At 53.6% G+C, this 21,235-nt stretch carries 20 protein-coding genes; 13 read left to right on the plus strand and 7 right to left on the minus strand.

Features of this window, described 5'->3' with window-relative positions:
* Positions 1-129: 129 nt before the first annotated feature.
* From DB032_RS23510 to DB032_RS04435, 6 genes are all read right to left on the minus strand, one after another.
* Positions 130-333 carry a hypothetical protein gene (locus tag DB032_RS23510; protein ID WP_146176574.1) on the minus strand — a complete coding sequence of 68 codons (204 nt, stop codon included), beginning with the start codon at positions 331-333 and terminating at the stop codon, positions 130-132.
* Entirely contained in the window at positions 330-734 is a 405-nt protein-coding gene (locus DB032_RS23515; RefSeq protein WP_146176575.1) for a hypothetical protein, read from the minus strand. The genes DB032_RS23510 and DB032_RS23515 overlap by 4 nt, the downstream gene beginning before the upstream one ends.
* Positions 731-3,556 (minus strand): DUF927 domain-containing protein, encoded by a 2,826-nt coding sequence (locus DB032_RS04425; RefSeq protein WP_107798411.1) that lies wholly within the window; start codon positions 3,554-3,556, stop codon positions 731-733. The genes DB032_RS23515 and DB032_RS04425 overlap by 4 nt, the downstream gene beginning before the upstream one ends.
* A gap of 92 nt (positions 3,557-3,648) precedes the next feature.
* Positions 3,649-3,801 carry a hypothetical protein gene (locus DB032_RS24065; protein WP_158274234.1) on the minus strand — a complete coding sequence of 51 codons (153 nt, stop codon included), beginning with the start codon at positions 3,799-3,801 and terminating at the stop codon, positions 3,649-3,651.
* A 3-nt stretch (positions 3,802-3,804) separates the two neighbouring features.
* Positions 3,805-4,038 (minus strand): AlpA family transcriptional regulator, encoded by a 234-nt coding sequence (locus DB032_RS04430; protein WP_107798412.1) that lies wholly within the window; start codon positions 4,036-4,038, stop codon positions 3,805-3,807.
* 712 nt (positions 4,039-4,750) lie between these two features.
* Positions 4,751-5,560: an IclR family transcriptional regulator gene (locus tag DB032_RS04435; RefSeq protein ID WP_199225810.1), complete on the minus strand. Its 810-nt coding sequence runs from the start codon at positions 5,558-5,560 to the stop codon at positions 4,751-4,753.
* 215 nt (positions 5,561-5,775) lie between these two features.
* Between DB032_RS04435 and DB032_RS04440 the strand changes: the two genes are divergently transcribed.
* From DB032_RS04440 to DB032_RS04455, 4 genes are read left to right on the plus strand one after another with little or no spacing between them, the layout of a single operon-like run.
* Positions 5,776-6,666 carry a polysaccharide deacetylase family protein gene (locus DB032_RS04440; protein WP_107801674.1) on the plus strand — a complete coding sequence of 297 codons (891 nt, stop codon included), beginning with the start codon at positions 5,776-5,778 and terminating at the stop codon, positions 6,664-6,666.
* Positions 6,667-6,685: 19 nt separating this feature from the next.
* Entirely contained in the window at positions 6,686-7,690 is a 1,005-nt protein-coding gene (locus DB032_RS04445) for an asparaginase (RefSeq protein WP_107798413.1), read from the plus strand.
* A 45-nt stretch (positions 7,691-7,735) separates the two neighbouring features.
* Complete coding sequence (locus DB032_RS04450; RefSeq protein ID WP_199225811.1) at positions 7,736-8,941, plus strand: MFS transporter; 1,206 nt, start codon at positions 7,736-7,738, stop codon at positions 8,939-8,941.
* A gap of 55 nt (positions 8,942-8,996) precedes the next feature.
* Entirely contained in the window at positions 8,997-9,317 is a 321-nt protein-coding gene (locus DB032_RS04455; protein ID WP_158274235.1) for a DUF1484 family protein, read from the plus strand.
* A 1,154-nt stretch (positions 9,318-10,471) separates the two neighbouring features.
* Here DB032_RS04455 and DB032_RS23520 read toward each other — a convergent pair.
* Positions 10,472-11,113 (minus strand): hypothetical protein, encoded by a 642-nt coding sequence (locus DB032_RS23520; RefSeq protein WP_146176576.1) that lies wholly within the window; start codon positions 11,111-11,113, stop codon positions 10,472-10,474.
* A 1,030-nt stretch (positions 11,114-12,143) separates the two neighbouring features.
* Between DB032_RS23520 and DB032_RS04465 the strand changes: the two genes are divergently transcribed.
* From DB032_RS04465 to DB032_RS04500, 9 genes are all read left to right on the plus strand, one after another.
* The gene (locus DB032_RS04465; RefSeq protein ID WP_158274236.1) at positions 12,144-12,464 is read left to right on the plus strand and encodes a putative holin; all 321 of its coding nucleotides are present in this window, start codon (positions 12,144-12,146) and stop codon (positions 12,462-12,464) included.
* 33 nt (positions 12,465-12,497) lie between these two features.
* Positions 12,498-13,633 (plus strand): IS3 family transposase gene (locus tag DB032_RS04470; protein WP_107801676.1). Its coding sequence is split into 2 segments (ribosomal slippage): positions 12,498-12,753 and positions 12,753-13,633, totalling 1,137 coding nucleotides; the frame shifts between segments, so codons are not numbered across the junction.
* 83 nt (positions 13,634-13,716) lie between these two features.
* A complete protein-coding gene (locus DB032_RS04475; protein ID WP_107798418.1) occupies positions 13,717-14,136 on the plus strand; it encodes an N-acetylmuramoyl-L-alanine amidase in 420 nt (139 codons plus the stop codon).
* Positions 14,137-14,603: 467 nt separating this feature from the next.
* Entirely contained in the window at positions 14,604-14,741 is a 138-nt protein-coding gene (locus tag DB032_RS24070; RefSeq protein ID WP_158274237.1) for a hypothetical protein, read from the plus strand.
* A 79-nt stretch (positions 14,742-14,820) separates the two neighbouring features.
* On the plus strand, positions 14,821-16,401 hold the full coding sequence (locus tag DB032_RS23525) for a hypothetical protein (RefSeq protein ID WP_146176577.1): 1,581 nt from the start codon (positions 14,821-14,823) through the stop codon (positions 16,399-16,401).
* A gap of 10 nt (positions 16,402-16,411) precedes the next feature.
* Positions 16,412-17,731: an MFS transporter gene (locus DB032_RS04485; RefSeq protein WP_107798420.1), complete on the plus strand. Its 1,320-nt coding sequence runs from the start codon at positions 16,412-16,414 to the stop codon at positions 17,729-17,731.
* Positions 17,728-19,044, plus strand: a complete 1,317-nt coding sequence (locus tag DB032_RS04490) for a YcaO-like family protein (protein ID WP_107798421.1) — start codon at positions 17,728-17,730, stop codon at positions 19,042-19,044. Before DB032_RS04485 ends, DB032_RS04490 begins: the two co-directional genes overlap by 4 nt.
* Positions 19,041-19,805, plus strand: coding sequence for a TfuA-like protein (locus DB032_RS04495; RefSeq protein ID WP_107798422.1), 765 nt, complete (start codon positions 19,041-19,043; stop codon positions 19,803-19,805). Before DB032_RS04490 ends, DB032_RS04495 begins: the two co-directional genes overlap by 4 nt.
* 217 nt (positions 19,806-20,022) lie before the next feature.
* Positions 20,023-21,234 (plus strand): hypothetical protein, encoded by a 1,212-nt coding sequence (locus DB032_RS04500; RefSeq protein ID WP_107798423.1) that lies wholly within the window; start codon positions 20,023-20,025, stop codon positions 21,232-21,234.
* Position 21,235: the final 1 nt, after the last annotated feature.

The following is a 21,235-nucleotide window of genomic DNA, read 5'->3' on the forward strand; positions in this document are numbered from 1 at the left end:
AATCGTGGGTGTGAATCAGGAAAAAGCTGAAAAAGACGGGAAATATTTGAACTAGATCAAACTAGGTGACATACGCAAATAATGGACTGGCTCGGCTTTTTGGGCTTTTGTTTTATCTAACTGAATTTATTAAATATTTAAGACCATTAAAACCGGATTTCTCATAATTAAATTATGGTTTGGCAGGCTGGTGTGGTGGAAAGTATCAACTGGGAAATCCACGGCTGGTTTGCTTGGGCGGCTAACCGCCATCGGAAGAATTTGTGGGTAGGCGACTCGCGTCGCGGTTGATTCGCCGCGAAGTGCCTGTATCAAGCCGCCATCGTGCTTCATGATGGGGCTTTGCAATGGTGCTGGGCCAAGTGGGTATCAAGACAGGACACCAGCTCGGTTGCCGGCACGTCGTCGCGTTCGATCTGGCGGCGCAGGATATCCAGCCATTCGGCGCGGGACGCTGTATCCCAGCCCTCCAGCCGGCAAATCAGATCGACCCGTTCCAGCAGGTCGAAGGGCCACCCTGTAGGTGTTGTGAACCTGGTTTGATCATGGTTGCGAGGGGACTGTTTTTGAGTGGGAATAGAGGGAACAGTGGGAACAACGTCCTGAAATCCTTTCTGAGCGCGATTTTCCGCCGTTCCCCCTTTTTGTTTCCTCTGCGTTTTGTTCTCACTTGAGGGGGAACAATAGGACGGCTTCGAGCTTGCGCTCAGGATTTCATCAAACCAGCCGTTCATTCCTCTCCCTCCAGTGCCATGCTGGTTATCACATAAACATTGGCCGTGGTTGAATCCAAGGCCTTGATTCGCTTCTTGCGGGTATTGCGCTGTTTGTGGGCTTCGGTGTCTCCGATCTGCATCCAACCCGCTTTGATCAAGGTCCGTGCAGCGGCGGTGTGAGGAAACCCTTTGCATACCTCTCGCTTGAATGGTTCCGTCAGTACCCAGAACTGCAAGCCGCCCTTTTCGTCGGTGAAGGTGAACCCGGCGCGGTTCAGGTAGCGGGCCAGTACTTCCGGTGTCGCATCGTGTGGTGGGAAACGGGTTGTGCTATGAGACTGCATGAAGCCGGCAACTTGGGCGAATAGGGCGCGGTCGTCGGCAGCCATGCCGGAATTGTTCTCGGCCAGCCATTCGCGGAAGCAGCGGCGGGCAGATTGGAATGCTTCACCAGCTTGCCAGCCTGTTACTCCATAGCGGGTGGCCAACTCACCGGCAAAGGCCACTAGGGCGAAGCGGGCGGCGATACGGCCCACTTCTTCGGCCGCACTGTCGGGGATGCCTAGATGAGGTAGTGCCTTGGCCACGTTGGCGTGTACCTCTGCACGGATGGTTTGCTGTTCCTCCGGTGAGGCCAGCTTTGCAAGGAAGGCCGGGCCGGCAGTGCCGTAATATCGGCGGGTGTGGCCCTTCATCGCATCGGCGAAGGCCTGGCCACTGCCGTGTTGGTGTAGCTGCTCCAGTGTGCCGAGGCCGGCGCCGCCATCCGCTGGGATGGCCGGCAAGCGCGCCATCTGGCCGCCCTTGGCATTCTTGCCTGCTTCGGCCATGTGCTGGGCCAAGTCGATCTCGCCTGCCGATAACAGCATCACTCGCCAGGTCTGCGCCGGCCGATTGCCGCCTTCCCTGCTCATGCGAGTCTTGGCTTGGCCGTTGGCGATCAGGTAGGCTGCGCCGCCCGCATCCGTTGCGGCGATCTGTGCCAGTTCATCAAGGATCAGTAAGCCGTCGTTACGACTCAGACATAGCGTCTCAAGGCCGTTCTGGGTGGTGCGCCATTTCTTGGCGAAGCGGTCAGGATGGCCCCAGATGCTGGCGGCTGGGTCTAGCAGGGTGCTGGTCTTGCCCTTGCTGGTGGTGCCGACGAAATGGAAGCCACCGCCGGACTCGCCGGCCATCTCGGCTAGCACGCCGGCAAAGGCCACCGAAATGGCGAAAATGATGCGGCTGTTGCCGCTGGCCAGTGCCGCGATATGCTGTTGCCAGTCTTGCAATGTGCCCGCCTGATTAAAATCGCCGCTGTCCGCACCTTGGTAAATTACGCCTTCCCCCGCTTGCGCACCGTAGACCTGATCCGGTAAGACATAGCGCGAGCCATGCCAGCCGATACGCGACACGCATCGCAAGCGGGTCGCCGACATCGGCCGATAGCCCAATACATAGTCCACCAGCTTTTGCCGCGCCTTGGCGCTGGTGGATAGCGTCAGCCCGCCCCGCGCCAGCTCGCGGCGGAAGTCGGCGGTATCGCTGGCGGCCAGCATCTCCACCGGGCAGGCCCAACGGTGGATGTGGCTATCGTTATCGCGCCACTCCAGCAAGCGGCCCCAATTGGATTGCTGGGCATCGCGGGTTTCGGCCAACACATGCAAGGGGGAAGCCAACCAGCAGGGTGTGGCTGGGTCTTTGCCATCCTCGTCCGGAGACAGCCAGTACACGCCATCGCGTTGACCGGGAGTGCCTTCCACCAGAAAGAATGGAGAAGGTGTTTCAGGCCGCTTGGCTTGAAACTCGCCCTGGGAGGAGGGGAAGTTAGGGGGCTTATCTGGAAGGGAGGAGAGTGAGATCGCCCCCATCATTTTGGCGTCACTCGTGAAAACGCTCTTGGCGACGGCTTCCAGTCCGGCCAGTTGATGCAGGTCGTTGAAGTCGGATGGCGGCTGGCCGTGTTGGCACAGGAAAGGTTCCACCTGCTCGGGAGTGAAGGCTGGCACCACCGATTGTGCGCGCGGCTGCAATACCTCGGCAGCCTTGCCGGCGGCCTGTTGTCCGGTTTGATTGCTGTCGTTATCTCCGCAGACGATGACTTGTATCGTCTGCGGTAGGGTACTGGCCAACCGTTGCGCCACCACCACCAGATTGTGGGCGTTGAACGTTACCACCACCGGCAAGCCCGTCGCTTGACGCAGACTGCACCCGGTAGCCCAGCCCTCGCACATTAGTACCGTGTCTGTCTCCTTGAGCCGTCCCAACACCAGCGACGTGCCCTTGACTTGGCCGCCGCTCAGAAAGCGCTTGCTGCCGTCTGCGCCGATGACTTGCAGATTGACCAACTCGTCGCCGACGCGCAGCGGGATCATTAGCAGATCTCGCAATTGCGTTGCGCCGGCCGGCTCCATGCCCTTGCTGCTCAGGTAAGGGTGTGCGGTGCTGATATCGTGTCCCTTGCTCCAAAGGTAGGCGGCCTTGAGCTTGGCCTCTTGACGCTGCTGCTCGGTCAATGACTCTGTCTCGGCCAGGGCGGCGGCGCGCTCCGCTTCCAATTTGGCTCGTGCCTCCGCGCTTGGCGGCTGATAGGGCCGCTCCGGTCGGTAGCCCTGCTGGATTGCCTCGGAAAACAGGCTGGCGATGGTGACGCGGCCTGCGGGCTTGATCGACTTCCAGACAGCCTTCGCGGCCTTGGCCTGATAGTTGCCGGCGCTCTGGCTCCAGTCATCCCAGACCTGAAAACCGGCTTCGCCCAGTTCGGACTTGACCGCCATGGCCATCAAGACCCAACCCTCGCGCTCGTGGGCGTCTAGGTGCTGGAGCGCCTGGCGAATGTGCTCGATATTCTTACTCATTACCTGTCTTTCGGACGTGGGAAGGCCCGCGCCCGGAAACGTGTCCGTGCGGTGGTCAGGGCCGCCCCGTGTCTGGATTGTGGAAAAGGGAATTAACGCAGGCGGGACACCTGCATGGCCTGCTGCCGTTCAATTTCAGCCTGCAAGTCGGCCACCATTCGGACCGTATCGCCGTGGTGTTCCAGGGACAGGTTGCCGTCGGCGTAGCGAGTCAGCACGATTTGAGCAGTGATGGGAAATGACATGGCTTATTGCTCTCCCTGACAGCGGGCTTGCATGCGAGATTCGATCCAGGCATTGACTTCCGCTTCGATCCAGCCGATGGAGTTGGGACCCAAGTTAATCGGCGTGGGGAAGCTGGGATCATATCGAGGCGATTTTTCACTCATCTTGTCGTAAATGGTGGAACGTGCCAGACCGGTGCGCTGTTCTACCAGCTTGCGACGTAGAATAGTGGGTACGGATTGAAAGTGCTGCGACATGATCAATGTTCTCCGGTTTGGGTTGGAATTTGATCGCATCTTGCCGTAAATAATTGACGGGTGCCACCTGATTTGGGCTGCTGGATTTTATTGGTCAGCTGGATATTTAATTTGCTATGCCATTGTTGAGATTTTTAATTTTGTTGCGGGGTGGTTGGCAAGAAATACCTTAGGCTGCAATGGTTGGTTGAGTGTAATGTGTTTGATTTTAATGGAAAATATAAAAGAGGTTGCCTACAGGGTTACTCAATATGAACCTACGGATTTTGACGTTCTGTAAAGAAGGGTAAGTTTAAGAATAAAAAGAGAATTATATGGTTGAAAGAGTTTGTTGTTATAGGTGATGTAACAAGTGTCCTCATGCAATAGCCTATGAGTTCTTGGTGATTCCTCCTTCATTTCTCCCGTATTAATGAAAATGTTAAAAAGTGTTTCGCGATATCCTCGTTCGACTAAATCATGGTTCCTGTCTAGATGCTTGATGTCCATTCCGCTGCGAACGAGTCGTGGCGGCTTATGATGAAATAGGAGGCATGGCTTGGAGTAGGGGGAGCGTTTCCCCGCTACGGGAACATGCAGAACGCTAGACAATTGTAGACAGCTAAATAGCGATCAGATGAGATGCGTGATGGTAAGGCCAAGTGGTTTCAGAATGGCAGCATAAAGATATGTTCGTGGTTTTTCCCCGCCACGAAATGACACCTATGGCCTCTTATTGTCGTAGTAAGCCACTGATCTCCGTTGAGGCCATCCGCAAAAATGGCAAGATCGTCGTGGAGCGTGCCTCGGTCATGCGACTCTGGGTACTGGCGACCGTTACGGCTGCGATAGCTATGCCATTGGCGCTGAATATGGGTAGGCCGACAGCGGCGATGCCGGGCACGGCCCGGTTGGCAATCCAAGCGTAGCCGCGTTCGCGGGTGTTGCGGCAATATTGGCGTAATTCATTGATGCTCATTTCCCCATACGCTTCAAGGCGTGGGGCCAGTTCTTTGATTAATTGTTCCTGTTCCTGGGTGGGTAGATGGGAGAGCAAGGCTAATCCGCCGGCATTGACTCCCAAAGGTTGACGACTACCTAGCGGCAAGGCAGGGGTCTGGATGGGAAAATCGCCCTGCACCCGATTGATGCACACTACATCGTCACCGCTACGCACAAACAAGAAACTGGTATCTCCGCTCCGCCGCGACAGCGTCTCCAGCACTGGTATGCTTAATTCGCGCAGATTGAAACGATGTGCTGCTGCCAGGCCCAGCTCGAATACCAGCGCCCCCAAGCGATAACGGCGCGACTGACGTTCCTGAGTGACCAGCCCTTGTATGCACAAAGCCTTCAGTAGACGATGCAAGGTTGGCCGAGCCAACTGCGTTTCGTCCGCCAAATCCACTAGCCGCAACCCTTGGTCTCCAGCCCTGGCCAAGTGTTTGAGTAGATTCACCGCCCGCGCGACGGTTTGCGCACCGGCTACCGCTTCACGACGTTCCATCATCTTAATCGTCCATATAGTGGAATAAAACGCCATTTCATTGCCCTGAGATTCGTTCCAAGGCTAGCATCTGCGCAATGCTAATGTTATTGGCATTAAGTGCAGGAAAAATCACCAAAATCCAGAATTTTTCGCCATCTGATGGCATCTGTATGCAAAGTGATTTTACGGCGTGGTGGCACTTGGGTTCCAACTAATGGAACTGAATGAGTGGCCGTACGCCAACGCTAATCTTCAGGGAGGTCATTGCCATGCAACACCCGCCTCGTTCTCTCTCCCATCGTGAGCGCGTGTCCTACACGCCTATCACTCAACGGCCACCATTCCTTTTGCCCAAGCAAGCCCGGGTGGCAGTCTGGACCATCGTCAATGTGGAAAACTGGTTGCCGCAACAGCCCATGCCACGAGCGGTGTTGCCGCCGCCGATGGGCCAGCCCTTGCTCCCCGACCTGCCAAACTGGTGCTGGCACGAATACGGGATGCGGGTTGGTTTCTGGCGGTTGCTGGAGGTGTTGAGGCAACGCGCGTTGCCGGCCACGCTGGCGGTCAATGGCTCCGCCATCCAGGAATACACGCCGGCTTGTCAGGCGGCGCTGGAGGCCGGTTGGGAATTCATGGGCCACGGCTTGGTACAACAGCCGATGCATCAGGTCGTCGATCAGTCGGCGACCATTCGCGCCACCATCGCCGCTATCACTCAGTTCACTGGTAAGCCGCCGCGTGGCTGGGAAAGTCCCGGCCTGACCGAAGATGGGAACACCATCGATCTACTGGCTGAAGCTGGTATCGAATACGTGGCCGACTGGGTGTTGGACGATCAGCCTGTGTCCATTCGTACCCGCGCGGGCTCCGTTGTCTCTGTGCCCTATACCGTGGAGTTGAACGATGTGGTGATCTCGGCGGTGCAGCAGCATGCGTCGGATGAATTGTTGCGCCGCGGGCGTGATCAGTTCGATCAACTTTACCGGGAGGGCGCGGATATTCCGCGCGTGATGGCGATTTCTGTTCATCCCTATCTGACCGGCGCGGCGCACCGCATCCGTTATCTGGCCGAGTTGTATGACTACATTCTGTCCTATCCGGACGTGTTGATGTGTACCGGCGAACAGATTCTCGACGTCTACCTTGCCCAATCCAAATAGCGCGCCCCCAGGAGAACTCATGACACTGCCACGTGTTTTAATCATTACCACCGGCGGCACCATCGCCATGACCCCTAATGCCGACGGCGGCATTTCCCCTTCGCTGACCGGAGAGGAGCTGATACGTGTCGTACCGGAATTGGAGCTTATTGCCGCTCCTTTGGTGCAGACCTATTCCAACAAGCCCGGCGCTTCGCTGAGTTTGACGGACTTGGCCGCCATCGCAGCCCTAATCGAGGTTGGTTTTACCCAAGGCTGCTCTGGAGCCGTGGTCATTCAGGGGACCGACACCATTGAGGAGACCGCTTTCGCACTGGAGTTGCTGGTGCGCTCTCCGCGTCCCGTGGTAGTCACTGGCGCCATGCGTGGCGCTCAAGCGCCGGGTGCGGATGGGGCCGCCAACATCCTGGCGGCCGTCACGGTTGCCGCCTCGGACGGAGCCAAGAGCCTTGGCGCGCTGATCGTTATGGGCGATCAGATCCATGCCGCGCGCTATGTCCAGAAAGCCCACACAGCGCAACCTTCCGCCTTCAGCTCGCCAATATGTGGCCCACTCGGCGGTCTTGTTGAAGGGCAGTTGCGTTGGTTTGCCCGTATTGAAAAACTGCCCGCGCTTGCTCTGCCGAAACCCGCTGAAACGGCCATTGCCTTGCTTACCATCGCCTTGGGCGATGATGGACGCTTGCTGCCGACCTTGCCCGCCTTGGGCTATCAGGGGGTGGTCATCGCGGCGATGGGCGCAGGGCATGTGCCGGCCCATATCGCGCCGTTGATTGGCGATCTATGTGCCCATATGCCGGTGGTGTTGTCCACTCGGGTGGTCGCCGGTCCCGTGCTCTCTGCCAGCTATGCTTTTCCAGGTTCGGAAACCGATCTGATTGGCAGGGGGGCCATTCCCGGCGGCGCGTTGGGCGCGCTCAAAGCCTGCATGTTGCTGCGCCTACTGCTCGCTGGTGGTGTTCCCGCATCCGAATTGCCTGCTGAATTCGCTCTCCGTAGTCAAGGCCGCCTGCCTGACGGTTGACGCCGCCGCCCTCATACGCCTTGCATCCTGCCTAAGGAGACTGCCATGACAACACGTCGAGCCGCGTTTGGGATGTTCGCCATCCTGCTGTTTTCCTATGTCATCAACGCGATTGATCGCCAACTGTTTTCCGTACTGGCCAGCGATGTTCGCGTCGCACTCGACCTGACCCTGCCCCAGGTCGGGTTGGCATCCACCGTGTTCACCCTGGGCATGGGGTTGGCCGGCCTGCCCACCGGCTACCTGCTGAGCCGGGTCTCGCGCAAAAACGTGGCTCTGCTTGGCCTGGTCATCTTCTCCGCCGCCACCTACCTCACCGCCTACGCACAAGGATTTCCGGATCTGTTGTTGTACCGTTTCGTCTCCGGACTAGGTGAGGCTATGCAGTTGACCGCGCTGCTGGCCATCGGCACCAGCTATTTCTACCAACACCGCGCTATCGCCGCTAGCTCACTCAACTTCACCTTTGGCATCGGCGCGATTATCGGTCCCAACCTCGGCGCGGCCATCCTGGGGGCCAGCCATTGGCAAATGCCTTTCATCCTGTTCGGACTGTCTGGTTTGCTTGCCTTGGTGCTGATCGTCTCTTGCGTTAAACCCTGGTTTACCGAGGCGGCTCCTCTTCTCGTCACCACCGAGATGGCTTCTATTACGGGAAACCGTCTGTGGAGCAGAACCCCCTTATTACTGGCTATGGCCACTGCCTTCTCTGGTTTATCGATCTATGGCTATTTGGGGCTTTATCCCACCTATTTGCGTGAAGCTCTGGGCTTTAGTCCGCAACAAGCGGCCATGGCAGTCAGTTGCTACGGTTTGGGCGCGCTGCTTTCCTTGCTAGGAGGTTGGTTGGGGGATCGCTTTGACTTTCATAAGCTTCTAACGGGCTCGCTGCTGGCCTCAGCCTTGTTTGGCGGCTTGCTATTCACGGAGCTCAACCGCTCATTGCCCCTGCACGCGGGACTGTCATTCGCTTTCGGCGCGGCCATCAGCGGCATGGTCTACGCCAATCTGTCCGCCGGAATCATCAAATCGCTGCCGCCGAATTTGGCGGCTCAGGCTTCTGGGTTATTCGTCGCTAGCCTGTATATCCCGGCGGCGTTCGCCGGCTATCTACTGGGTCTGTTGAAAACCCAATTTGAGTGGAGCCTGGCAGGCATCACACAAATCTCCGGTTGCGCCTTGATGGCTGCTTTGCTCACCTTAACGATAAAAGGGCGCCCATCCTCGTCCTTGGCGCGGGAAACCATCTAACAGTATTTGGCAGTACTTATAGCTGTGTTACTTAGTCATGAAAAGGGGTCTGCGCATGAATACACACATCCCATCCTGCTCCGCCTTAGAGCAATTGCGGCGGCTGAACCAGCACATGCAGGAGGCCACACAACATCAATCTCACCTCTCACCGATCAGTCAGCAGTTGGCCCAGCAATGTGCGGAAATTGACGAAGTTCTGCTGCAAGCGTTAGTGGACATCCATGCCGCCAACGTCAGTCTGCAAGCCATGTTGACCCTGCTGCAACGCCGAGACGAACCACTGTTGTTCAGCAGCGAGGAGGCGGCCTCACTGCTTGAACTTGTGCAACAGCGTTTGCAACGAGGGCTGAGTCAGATTGATTGTTTGCTGTGAAATCCCTGTTTGGGAGAGCCTTAGTCATGATTAAGCTGCGGACTCAGCACACCGATGCTCTCAAGTGTGCTTGACGCTTGATCATTGCCTATGAAGTGCGTATCGGGGCCATTTTTCTAGCGGATGACTACCCCGCGCTCGGCCAACAGCACCGTCATCAAGCATGAGGCCAAACAGGTTCTGGGTGGTTTTTACCACTGGCACGAATTAAGTAGGCCGGTTGGAGAAGCCAGAGCCGTAATCCGCAGGGTATAGGCGTCGGCTGAATGGACCATCCACGACACCAGCGTCGATTTTGTTATCGACGGCAGGCTTCAGCAATGTGGTCACTGCCCACTAAGCGCTATTGGGTGCGCGGATGTCGGAGTAGAAGTGACTTGGCGAAGGCTGAAATGTAGCGCCTGTTTGCCATTCTCTTTTCAACATCGCAATAGGCTGCATTGTGGAGGAGTTGGTGTAGAAAAATAGACAATTGTATACAGCCCCCATCTTATCCCGACCAAACCCGTACAATTTCTCTGGCTCCAATGACAGCCCTGCGCGAGAGAAGGCGCCGGGCTTTTTTTTAGGCGGCATGTCGAATTCGGCTTGTAAAGGGGGAACAAATACAAGTGGGAACATAAAAGGGAGGAACCGCTGAAACTCCTGCCAGTGGAGGGTTTTGGCGGTTCTGTTCCCCCCGTCCCCCCTGTTCCCTCTCAAAACAGTCACCCCGGTAAACTTGTCTGGGACTGTTCGTCCTGTTGATCTAGTTTGAGTGCGCATATCGGCATTCAAGACCAATTCATTGAGTAGGGTCAGCAAGGATTTGGCCATAGCCCGGCCCAACATGTGGCGTAGGGTGGTCAGTTGGGTGCCGATTTGCTTCAGCAGTCGTTCGGGGGTAGAACAGGAGCAGGCCGAGGCACAGGAGAAGCTGAAATAGCTACGCGAGGAGATTAAGGTTTGGAATGCCCGCAAGCCGGCCTATCATCAATTCAATTGAGAAAAAGAACCAGGGGACCACCAAGCGATTGGTGAAGGAGGGGGGGCGTGAGCGAGGGTATTAAGCTGCGCAAGTCGTATCGGCAACGGGGGGAGTCGCTGTCGGAGGTGTTTGTGACGTAGTGATTAAGAAGAATTTAGAGGGGGCTAATGCCCCCCGCTACTGGTTTTTATTGGATTATGTATATGTTTTTTGATTCGACAGGTGATTCAGTAACTGCTTTGGAGTGGGAGGTGGTGGGTGTGTCGAAGGGGATTAGCTGTCTGGCGAAAATAAAGATACCAAAAATGACTGTGATAGAAATTAAAAGAAGACTTACTATTTTTGCTATGTGAAATGTTTTTTCGCCTCGTTTTACTCTGGTCCACTCATCTTTTAGAGTTTTTCGAGATAGACTAACAAGTTGGTCTGCTGTTTTTTCCAGTGTATGGACAGTGTGTATATCAGGGTGGGTTGCTACTAGTTCTTCAAGAGTGCGTAAAGTATTGTGTATTGATTTGTGGTCGGGTTCGTTAAGGTTTAGCATAAGGTCTATGCGCGTTATGGCAGAGTTTGTTTCCGCAAAGATGTGTCGTGTTTTTTCCCAGGTGATAGCGCTGTGGTCAGGGGTGTTTTCATCTTTTGAGGTCGTGTAGGCTTCTAATATATGGCTGTTTGTAACTATCGTTGCAATATCTTTTCTAAAGTTGTTGATCCAGTCTTGACGAAATTCAGATGTTTTATTTTCTTTGCTTATTATTAGGCTGACAATTGAAATTGTGGCTGCGATGATTGCGGCGATAATCGCGCCAATGGCTGTGTCGGGTATCACAAGGAAAGCTCCGTTGCTATCTTGAGTTATGATAGGGAGGAGGTAATAAATTGATTGTACCAGATGTAGGCGTAACCATTTATTAGAACATAAGACAGCAAGCAGGCGATTGCTAAAATGGTAATGTTTGTAATGGGGTTTCGATATCGGTCGGCTTTGTTAATGTACCAAATGATAAGTCGGGCAGGCTGCTCTGTGGAGTTTATATTGATGAGGGAAAGATAGTACCCAGTGGAGAGAGTAAGACGTACTTGTACGTAAAATAAAATTATTACTCCAAAAACATGTGTGACCAGCCATGTGAAAGTATTTAGCTCTTTCATCGCCTTAATCAGGCCGTAAAGTTTTTCTTGTCTTAGTATGGTTTGATAGTTGCTAAAATTCTCAGGGGCGTGATTTGGTGAGGATGCGGAAGCAATCAAAATAAATAAGAATATGGTGGTGGCGCATGAGAATAGTAGGTATGTGGCCCAGCCAGTTCCTTCGATTGCATTGTTGTTGTAAGCGTATACGGTTGATCCGATAAATAGGCCAATTGAAAATAAAGAAATGAGAGATAGAGTTAATAGTATTTCTTGTCGCCAAAATATGTAGCCAAGGCAGCAAGCTAGAATTATGAATAAAGCAATGGAACTATCGTCTTGTGTGTTTGATCTGCCGGTAGGTGTGGTGTTTTTATATATATTTGTCTTGGTGACTTGAATGAGTGTAATTGGTGATTTGGGGGGGCTTGGTTGTTTTTTGATCTTGATGAAATTAGGCTTAGGGCATAACCTAAAAATAAAAATATAGTGCCCAATATGATTGCGTCTAAATTTCGAGAGATGAATTCAATCATTGTTGTAGCGATCCAATAGGTTAAGATTATCGTGGTGCAGTATGCTGAGTAGGCTATATCAGTGGGAAATTACCGTCTAGTACAATGTACTTTTTGTACAGACCGGGTTCTCTCTGTATCTACACTTGGATGGATGGTAAAATTGTTAGCCAAACTGGGGCAAGAGTCCCGCCCGAGTTTGAAGGCTGTTTCATGTCTGAATCTGTCTCCAGTGCGACCGCAACGGCTGCTGTGGGTCTAGCTGGGCTTTTACCTTATTTGAACGATGGCGTGCTCTATGCCGCGTTTTCCGGCGCTACCGTGTTTGTGTTGAGCGCGAAAGAGGCTAGCGTTCCCCTACGGCTGGTGTATCTCATTCCTTCCATCATCATCGGTGTCTTGGCCGCGAGCTATGCATCTTCCTTGCTAGACGTTGTCGTTAGTAAGTTGCTGCAACGTGATCTGCGCACCCCGAATGTGATCGGCGCGTTCTTGGCTGATCTGCTCCCCTTAGGCCTTACCAATCAAAAGTAGAGAGAAGTCCGTCACTGAAGGAGAATGACGGACATGAAGAAGAGCCGATTCACCGAAGAACAGATCATTGGCTTTCTCAAGCAGGCCGAACTGGGCATGGCCATCAAAGAGGTCTGCCGGCAGGGCGGTTTCTCCGAGGCCACCTTCTATAAGTGGCGCAGTAAATACGGCGGCATGAATGTCGCCGAGCTTCAGCGCGCCCGAGATCTGGAGTCCGAGAACGCCCGTCTCAAGAAGTTGCTGGCCGAGGCCCATCTCGACATCGAAGCCCTCAAGGTCGCCTTCGGGGTAAAGCGTTAGCCCCGCAGGCCAAGCGGCAGGCCATTAGCGTGATGTTGAGCAGTGGATTAGCGCTCTCAGAGCGCCGTGCCTGCCGGCTTGTGGGGCTCTCCCGAGATACCTGGCGGCATCCGCCACAGGCGGATGCGCTGACGTGTCAGCTGACGGCTCGCATCGTCGAGATCGCGCAGACACGCCGCCGTTTTGGCTACCGGCGGGTGCATGATCTGCTGCGTCACGAATTCCCTGGCCTCAATCACAAACGGGTTTACCGCTTGTACCGCGAGCAGGGCCTGGCCGTCAGGCGACGCAACCGCCGGCGCAAGCTCACTGGCGTGCGTACGCCACTGCAGGCGGCCACGCAGTTGAACGAGGTATGGAGCATGGATTTTGTCAGCGACCAGTTAGCCTGTGGTCGACGCTTGAAATGCCTGACGGTAGCTGATGACTTCAGCCACGAGGCGGTGCAGGTTGCGGTAGATTTCTCAATGTCTGGCCAATACGTCACGCGCATGCTGGATCAGGTGGCGCAATTTCGCGGCTATCCGTTGGCAGTCAGGACGGATAATGGGCCAGAGTTCACCAGTCGTGTGTTTTTGGGGTGGGCGCGAACGCATGGTATCCGGCACATTCTGATTCAGCCGGGTCGACCGATGCAGAATGGTTACGTTGAAAGTTTCAACGCCAGATTCCGCGATGAGTGCCTGAATGAACATGTCTTCGATTCGTTGGCAGAAGCGCGGCAGATCATTGCGGCTTGGCGAGACGACTACAACCAGGTGCGCCCCCACGGTTCGATTGGCCGCATACCACCAGCAGTGTTTGCGGCACGCAATCGCCAGCAGCGGACCACCGAACTATCAAGCAGTACCACTACCATGCAAACCTAGGACTTCTCTCCTTATCGCTGGTATGGCTGGAGGGGAGGGTCACATGGACTTACCGAGGCGGAGATCGTTGCGGATTTCGTAACATGGTTGCGCACTATCTGCGCGCGGCGGGGCATGAGGTGGTGACAGATGGGAAGGGAAAGGAGAACCAGCCTCTGGCGCAAGCAATTAAGTTGATTCCTGGAACGGACCTCGCGATCGAGTTTCACTGCAATGCCGCCACGAATCCCACGGCGAACGGGGTTGAGAGCATTTCTCTTCCTCCGTTGAAGGATGTGAGCCAGCGGTTGAGTGCCGCCGTGGGGATGGTGTTGGGCAGCCGTTTGCGAGGGGAGAGGGGATGGATAGATCAAAGTCAGTCTGCACGCGGCAAGCTGGGATTTGTCAGCGCGGGAGGGGTTGTGGTGGAGCTGTTTTTTATCTCCAATCTTGCCGAGTTGCAGGTATATCAGGTAAAAAAATGGTTGGTGGCACGGGCGGTTGCAGAAACTTTGACGGCGTGAAATGAATTTCGCATAAGCGCATAAAAGCCCGCATAACTGCGGGCTTTTTAGCTTTACAGGTAGAAGTTCTGACTTGATCTGACAGTCTCCCGTTTTGACGGCGCCTGGCTAATCAGTCAACCAAGTTCTAGATGGCTCTACTGGTGCTCCCTTCTCCCTGTCCGAAACCCGCTCTTTGCTCCTCTTCAAGTTCTCGCAGGCATCGATGCAATTAGTACATTTCGATTCCAGAGTTAGTCTGACATGGAGCGTATTGGGTGGTTTGTACGGTTGCGATGTGCTGTTGAATTTATGATATTCGGGTAATTATCTGTGGATGGCATGACAGAGGTAGCTATAGTAATAGGTATGACATTTTTTTGGTCCCGGAAAAATTTTTCTTGCATACATAATGATCATTAGATATTTTGTGGGTGCTCGAAACAAGTTTTGAGCTAACTCAACATGGACTAACAAAGGAGATAGTAATGACGAAAGTAATTGCCGCTAAATCGGAGCAAGTCAAACAGCAAGTAATGACCCAGCCGTTGGTGAAACTGTCCAAGAAGGATCTCGTTGAAGGTCCGTCGGCGGTCAATACCCATGGTACTGACGTCAAAGCATAAGCGACCTAGCCGCTCTGCTTACGGGGTGCTGTCACTACGGTGATGGCATCTTGGAACGATTGACGATTTATGCGCTGACATGAAAATAGAAAATCTACAACCTGCTCCTCTCGCCACTACCATCTATGTCGAGTTTCTGCAGGAACTTGAGTGCAAGCTATCTCGTCATGGGGCGACCAATCCAAAGCAGCTGTCAACCTCAGGTGTCCACCGACAACTCCTCCGTTTGCTAAGTAGTTTCGGAGATTTTTCCCCTGTCCAACGCAACAATATGGTGCGTATTGAAGAGTGGAATCCATTCTCGCAGCGCCCTGTAGTCCCCGAATACCAACATGAATTGGCCACAGATGCGCTCGATCAAGATTTCGAAAGCCAGGCTCGCGGCGTGCGCCACTACATCAGTACGGCGCATGAACTTGTCCATTGCCTCTTGTGGGAACCTTTCTTTTCAGGCTCTTTTCGGCCAACTCGCAAGCAGTTTACCGATCTCTCGCTCGCGTTCGAAGGCTTCTGCTTCTGGCATTCCGATATCATATTGACGCGCAATATCCGTGCGATGACACCGGACAATGAACTTGTTTACCAGCGTAACTGCGTTTCCCAGAGTCATTTCCATCCGTATCGGGCATTCAAGGCGGCTGGTGTCACCGATGATTTGACTGCACTGGACTTCTATCTTGCGGCATTCTCTGGGTATCGCACGCCACTACACGATAGTGACGATCTATTTGTTCGTAACCTCGTGCGGCGGACGATCAAGCTCTACGTTACACATACAAGATCACTTGCAGCGGTTTATCGCGAGCTAAGCCGGGCTGGTACCTTTCGAGAATTCCACAAACGTTTCTGCTCTCACCCTGGAATACCAAAACTCCTGAGCACTCCTTTCGATCCGGGAGCTAACACTTTTGAGTACCTCCGCTGGGTGGCTACGATTGGCATGCCGTCCCTTTCACGCTTACCCAATAGTCAGCTTGCATGTGTTCGAACGCGCCGTAGCATCCAAACACGAGCCTATCACGCAATGCAGTTGCTGAGCCTGCTGCGCGACGGGAAGCTTTCAAACAAAGATGGGGTAGTAGCGAGTGATACTTGCTCCATCCTGAAACCTATTGTGGCCTCGTATCTGGATCGCTTAGAGGAGGCGATGAAGGCATTAGTGGAAAGTTGTACGCCAGACATCGCAGAAAATATGGTGGTTGACGCTGACAGATATTACGAAGTTGAAGTGCGTAGGCGTATTCAGCACCTAGATCTATGGGTAGCTTCGCGTACACTGATTCTCGGACCAACAACTGATTCACTCCGCGCAGGGCAGGCCCTAAACCTAGGATTCTCCAGCACATTCGCAGAGGCATCTGAATCAATATTGAGGAAGCTAGTCCATCATGCCATTGGCGTCTACCTAAATAAGGTTGTTGCCGGAGCTACGCCTGGACAGAACTCTGCCTCGACGATTGAGGCGATGACCCTAGGTAGCCGATTACTCGGTACCTTCGAGGCCTTACAGTCTGGTGTGAGTGGTGCACGAGAGGATCTGGTAGCCCAACTCGTTCAGTTCTTCCATCTCGACCCTATCAGATCTCAATGGTCTGTTCCGCTGGACTCAATCATGCCGGCTCAAGGCAAGTTTCGCGAATTAGCATTCATTTTCGAGTAGGGAAGAAGGGATGAGATTTTTTTTCAAAGCTCGCCAATTAGGGCTGGGTTTGCCACAAATTCTTGTAAGTGAGGCTTTGACTTGGTTGGGCCTCTTAATGGGGCATATCACGGTAATGTGGTGGGTGACACAGGCCGGTGGGGTAACAGACCTGGCGATCTTTGGTGTCGTCATCGCAGTGATCTCCCTGACAATTACGCCCTGGCTCTCTCCGCTTGGAGACAGATTTCCCAAGCGTACGATGCGAGTGCTTGCGATCACATTGTTCGCCGCCGCAGCACTGTCAATGGGCTTGCTCGCAAAAAATGGGGTCTATAGTCTGCCTGCACTTATCGCACTGGAGGCCATTGCCCTAGGGGCTAATACAATTTTCTCTGCAGTGTCGTCAGCACAGTTAACTGAATTGGTGGATGCGAGCCGTTTGTCCAGGGCCTTCGCTTACCAAAAGTCCGCACAGTCGGTGGGCCGTCTTGCTGGTCCTGGGGTGGCTGGATTACTACTTTCTACATCCAGTGCCGCCAACGCTCTTCTAATTCAAGCGGTGGTGCTAAGTGCCGCTGCACTGTTGGCCGCCGCGGCACCATGGCATAAGGCTGCTGTGAAAGCGAAGGAGAAGCATTCTTGGACCTCCGACATACGCGAGGGGTTACGCGCATCATGGAGTGTGCCCCTAGAACGCAATTGGACCCTGGTTAGTTTCTTGGCCAGCCTTTTCCTTTTTCCGGTACTAAACATGCTTGTGCCGCTAAAGGTGCAGTCGTTACAGCTTTCAGGTAAGTGGTTCGGTTTGTGCGAAGCGATGTTGTCGCTGGGAATGTTGTTGAGTGCGCTAAAGGGTACGGAAATAGCTGTACGCAGGCTCGGGCGTTACCGTGCGCGGCTCGCTGCCGGAGTCTTGCTTGCCCTCAGTTTGTCGGCTTTCGGCGCAAGTAATAGTCCTTTTCTACTCTTGGTTGCGTTCTTCTTTGCAGGGTTTGCTCAGACAACGGTTGGTTTGGTTGGCATCACACATCGCACGCTTGCCCGCCCCATACATATGAGATCCCGCATGGCTGCAATTGTAAGCATGAGTGGCGACTTTGCCTCAGTGGTGAGTCCTGCACTAGCAGGATTGGCCTTGACTCAGGCCCCAGTGGAAACGGTCTACGTGGGGTTTGCGCTTTGTGGAGCACTGCTAGCACTAACTATCTCATTACTACCCGGGATGAAGGTACTGTTGGCCTTGGATCATGCTGCGGCTGAGGGGTGGTACGCTAAAGTCTCCCCAATGGCCTTCGACCGACAGGAGTCTCACTGCGTAGCTCCTGCAACCAAAAAGGAGTTGGCATGAGTAGAGAGCTAACCAGTCAATATCCTGCGCTGACTCTCTGTGAGGAATTGGCACGTTTTGAGCCAATTGTGTATTCTGCGAACGGTAACCGGGCTTCTTCAGGGAAAGCATTTCTTGCCCAGATTGAGCAAGTAGCCCCGCTGGTTGGTATCACAAGGGTTGCTGACATCTCGCGGCTAAGTCCCACCCCCTTCCCTGTCTATCAAAGTTGCCGGCCACATCTTTACCTTAGTGCCGACTACGGACAGAATTCGGGCGCACAGGGCAAAGGAGTGACGCAAACCCAAGCCCGCATCTCATGCCTGATGGAGGCGATCGAGAGTTACTGCGTGGAGCCGCGAGTTCCACAACTACTACGTGCTAGTTGGGACTATCTCCACAAGCAACGGCTAGCAGTACACCCCGACAAGTTTATTCAGCGTACAGGGTCGTCCTTGAGTGCTGACAAACAGTTAATGTGGACCCCAGTATACTCCGTGCGTCTGCAGCGCGAGGTGTATGTTCCGGCTGAGACGGTCTACTTTCCATTTATCCCATCTTACTATGATACGAATGCCGGATTCATCGATGGTTCCAACGGTTTAGCTTCTGGTGCCACCTACCTTGAGGCAACGATTCACGCGCTGTACGAACTGATTGAACGTTTCTATGTCAGTAGCATGGATTGCGGCGATCTAAACGTCGAAGCCTTATATGAGGGTGAAATCGAGGATCCTTCATTGCGATCTGTGTTGGCGCAAGAATCCTCGGACTACTGCATTCAATTGTATGCTTTTTTCCTACCAGGCATAAAGAACTTACCCATGGTGCGCGCCTGCCTGATCAGCGGAGACACTTTCTATTCTGGATGGGGATGTGCTGCAACGGTGGATATTGCAATCTCACGTGCAATTTCTGAGGTACTGCAATGCCGCGCTACCCACATCAGTGGTAGTCGAGAGGACATGAAGATACACACGTGTGCCTCGATGGATACCGCTCCCGAGGATGACGTCTTTGGTCTTTGCGAACAACCAGAGGAACGGACGCTACACATAGAAAACTTTCGCCATCGAGTGCACGATTATTGCTTCAGCACCCTTGGTGAAGAATTCCAGTTCGTGCTCTCGTGGTTATCCGAAATTGGGCACGACAATATACTCATCGCCAACCTGACGCGACGGGGTATAGATGTGCCGGTGGTCAAGGTACTTATTCCAAGTCTGGATGTTCCAAATGAGTTCAAAAACATAACGTCTTTCGAAAAAGACGAGGGAGGGCCTTTCTACCGGCAGTTCCGCGTCAACAGTCGTCCAGAGAGAGGTTCTGCATGAAGATCAAGATTTATAGCGGCCTGAGCCTTACGCCAGCAAAGATACATTCCGTGCTGCCCGATGCCGTTTGCCTACCACCAATCCGACGGGGCGACCTTTCACGTGATATTGAAGAAGGTGTGAATGTGGTAGGTATTATCGATGGTGAGTTCTTTCAGAGTATGGCCGTGACACCTTCAGAGGTGCTTGATGCCCTGCGGACCGGCATGGCTGTTTATGGGGCGGGCAGTATTGGCGCGCTCCGCGCAGCTGAACTACATGAGTTTGGAATGGTGGGCTGCGGTCGGATATTCGAACACATTCGCGACACCCCATACTTTCTCGACGATTATCTCGGTGTGACCTTCGAGGATGCTACTAGTCCACACGTTTCATTACCGATGATCGATTTTTCGGCAACCCTTGAGGCATTGACAAAGGCTGGCTCTCTGGATGAAGTAAGCGCTGAACAACTGTACATACAGTACGCTAGTTTACATTTTTCGGAGCGCAGCCTAGCTCGGCTGGGGAAGCTTCCCGCTATCATGAATGCTCCACATCTAATACACGCCATGGATATCGTCACGTCCAACATCATAAACCAGAAGGCGTGCGACGGTTGGGGGCTACTGCATCGCATCCATGACGACATCTTGCAGGTAGCACACCTCAACTCCACTCTCCAGTTACATAAGCAAGGTCTAAGACATGGTCACTCTTATTCTTCCACCTCAGATGTACCAACGTGCAAATTGCGAACCGAAGCTCTTGCTGGAGGGTGATAGTGTAGCGACGGTACTTGAAGCCGCCGTAAGTCGCGTTCCTGCACTCAAAACACTGATCTATGCGAATGCAACCGTGGTTAACCGTTATTTGCGGATTTTCGTGGATGGCAACCTGTGTGTTGTTGATCCGGGTGAAGTACCAATTCGTTCTGATTCGGAAATTCGCCTGTTGACTGCACTGGCGGGGGGGTAGATGACTACACATGGAGTTGACATGACCTCACCGCTGATCTCATATGCGAACAAGGTGCTGGAAGGCCGAGGCTACGAGCTTCGTGGAGATTGGAAGGCCGCGCGTGATTGCTATCTGCAGGCGGTGAGTGGGATTCCAAACTGGTCTCTGGCCCACAGGGCTCTGGCGCGTATGGGGCGTTATCTTGAGGATGTTAAACAAGCAGATTTCCATGCGCGTAGAGCATTTGCTATTGAGTATGACCAGCCATTAAATTCATTACTGGCAGCCGGGCAGCATGAGAAATTGTTCAAGGTATCGCGCGGTAAACTGAGGCACGACCTTGACCAACTCGACTACCTAATGCACAAGGGTCGCGTTACACCTGAAACCGAGATGCTTTATGGTGGTTACCACGACCTCCTCGCACTGCTAGAAGAAGAAGGAAGCGGTGACAAACTCTACTATTTGACACCTAAGATTCTTCACGCCCTAGGCGAGACCATTTACCGCCCTTTACATCTGCCACAGAGGGGGGGCGTTGAGAAAGTATTCTCGCCCCAAGTTGACTTTTCTGAGGCTGAATTGCGCTATGCCCGTGACAAGGGGGTTTTAGTTATCGACGGTGTTTTGCACCAAGGAGCGTTGCAAGCTCTTCGTTCCGAGCTACTCGAATCAACAATTTGGTTTGATGCTAAGCCGCGTGGATATGTTGGTGCTTACTTGGATCGCGGTCTATCGTGCGAGCTAGTATACCAGCTCGCCTTCGAGCTTCGGCATGCTATGCCTGGTATCTTCGGCGCTCATCGGCTCGAAGAAATATGGGCCTACCGCTATGAGCATGCTGGTCAGGGTATTGCCGTCCATGCGGACGCTGCCGCCATCAATGCAAATCTTTGGATCACTCCAGATTATGCGAACTTAGCTCCTGATCGAGGTGGGTTGATTATCTATCCTATCGCCCCCCCGATGGACTGGGGGTTTGATCGCTATAACAACCTTGAGCGCCGTCGAGAGATTTTGGCGTTCATTGAGGCTGCGGGTGTTGAGCCAGTTCGTGTTCCATACCGAGAGAACCGAATGGTGATCTTCGATTCACAATACTTCCACGAAACTGACGAATTCAGTTTCAAGGAGGGCTATGAGAACCGCCGCACCAACCTTACGATGCTTTATGGTGCAGCAAAACACGACCCATCGTTGTGGCTGCGCCGTGGATGGGGAGCAGAGGAACTGCCCGGAGGCACTAAATAAA

It is taken from the genome of Chromobacterium sp. Panama, assembly GCF_003052555.1.
Classification (GTDB): domain Bacteria; phylum Pseudomonadota; class Gammaproteobacteria; order Burkholderiales; family Chromobacteriaceae; genus Chromobacterium.

Excerpts from the sequence above, each read along its gene's own strand:
- DB032_RS23510 (WP_146176574.1), bottom strand. The coding sequence starts at position 333 with ATGAAGCACGATGGCGGCTTGATACAGGCACTTCGCGGCGAATCAACC.
- DB032_RS23515 (WP_146176575.1), bottom strand. The coding sequence starts at position 734 with ATGAACGGCTGGTTTGATGAAATCCTGAGCGCAAGCTCGAAGCCGTCC.
- DB032_RS04425 (WP_107798411.1), bottom strand. The coding sequence starts at position 3,556 with ATGAGTAAGAATATCGAGCACATTCGCCAGGCGCTCCAGCACCTAGAC.
- DB032_RS24065 (WP_158274234.1), bottom strand. The coding sequence starts at position 3,801 with ATGTCATTTCCCATCACTGCTCAAATCGTGCTGACTCGCTACGCCGAC.
- DB032_RS04430 (WP_107798412.1), bottom strand. The coding sequence starts at position 4,038 with ATGTCGCAGCACTTTCAATCCGTACCCACTATTCTACGTCGCAAGCTG.
- DB032_RS04435 (WP_199225810.1), bottom strand. The coding sequence starts at position 5,560 with ATGGCGTTTTATTCCACTATATGGACGATTAAGATGATGGAACGTCGT.
- DB032_RS04440 (WP_107801674.1), top strand. The coding sequence starts at position 5,776 with ATGCAACACCCGCCTCGTTCTCTCTCCCATCGTGAGCGCGTGTCCTAC.
- DB032_RS04445 (WP_107798413.1), top strand. The coding sequence starts at position 6,686 with ATGACACTGCCACGTGTTTTAATCATTACCACCGGCGGCACCATCGCC.
- DB032_RS04450 (WP_199225811.1), top strand. The coding sequence starts at position 7,736 with ATGACAACACGTCGAGCCGCGTTTGGGATGTTCGCCATCCTGCTGTTT.
- DB032_RS04455 (WP_158274235.1), top strand. The coding sequence starts at position 8,997 with ATGAATACACACATCCCATCCTGCTCCGCCTTAGAGCAATTGCGGCGG.
- DB032_RS04465 (WP_158274236.1), top strand. The coding sequence starts at position 12,144 with ATGTCTGAATCTGTCTCCAGTGCGACCGCAACGGCTGCTGTGGGTCTA.
- DB032_RS04475 (WP_107798418.1), top strand. The coding sequence starts at position 13,717 with ATGGTTGCGCACTATCTGCGCGCGGCGGGGCATGAGGTGGTGACAGAT.
- DB032_RS24070 (WP_158274237.1), top strand. The coding sequence starts at position 14,604 with ATGACGAAAGTAATTGCCGCTAAATCGGAGCAAGTCAAACAGCAAGTA.
- DB032_RS23525 (WP_146176577.1), top strand. The coding sequence starts at position 14,821 with ATGAAAATAGAAAATCTACAACCTGCTCCTCTCGCCACTACCATCTAT.
- DB032_RS04485 (WP_107798420.1), top strand. The coding sequence starts at position 16,412 with ATGAGATTTTTTTTCAAAGCTCGCCAATTAGGGCTGGGTTTGCCACAA.
- DB032_RS04490 (WP_107798421.1), top strand. The coding sequence starts at position 17,728 with ATGAGTAGAGAGCTAACCAGTCAATATCCTGCGCTGACTCTCTGTGAG.
- DB032_RS04495 (WP_107798422.1), top strand. The coding sequence starts at position 19,041 with ATGAAGATCAAGATTTATAGCGGCCTGAGCCTTACGCCAGCAAAGATA.
- DB032_RS04500 (WP_107798423.1), top strand. The coding sequence starts at position 20,023 with ATGACCTCACCGCTGATCTCATATGCGAACAAGGTGCTGGAAGGCCGA.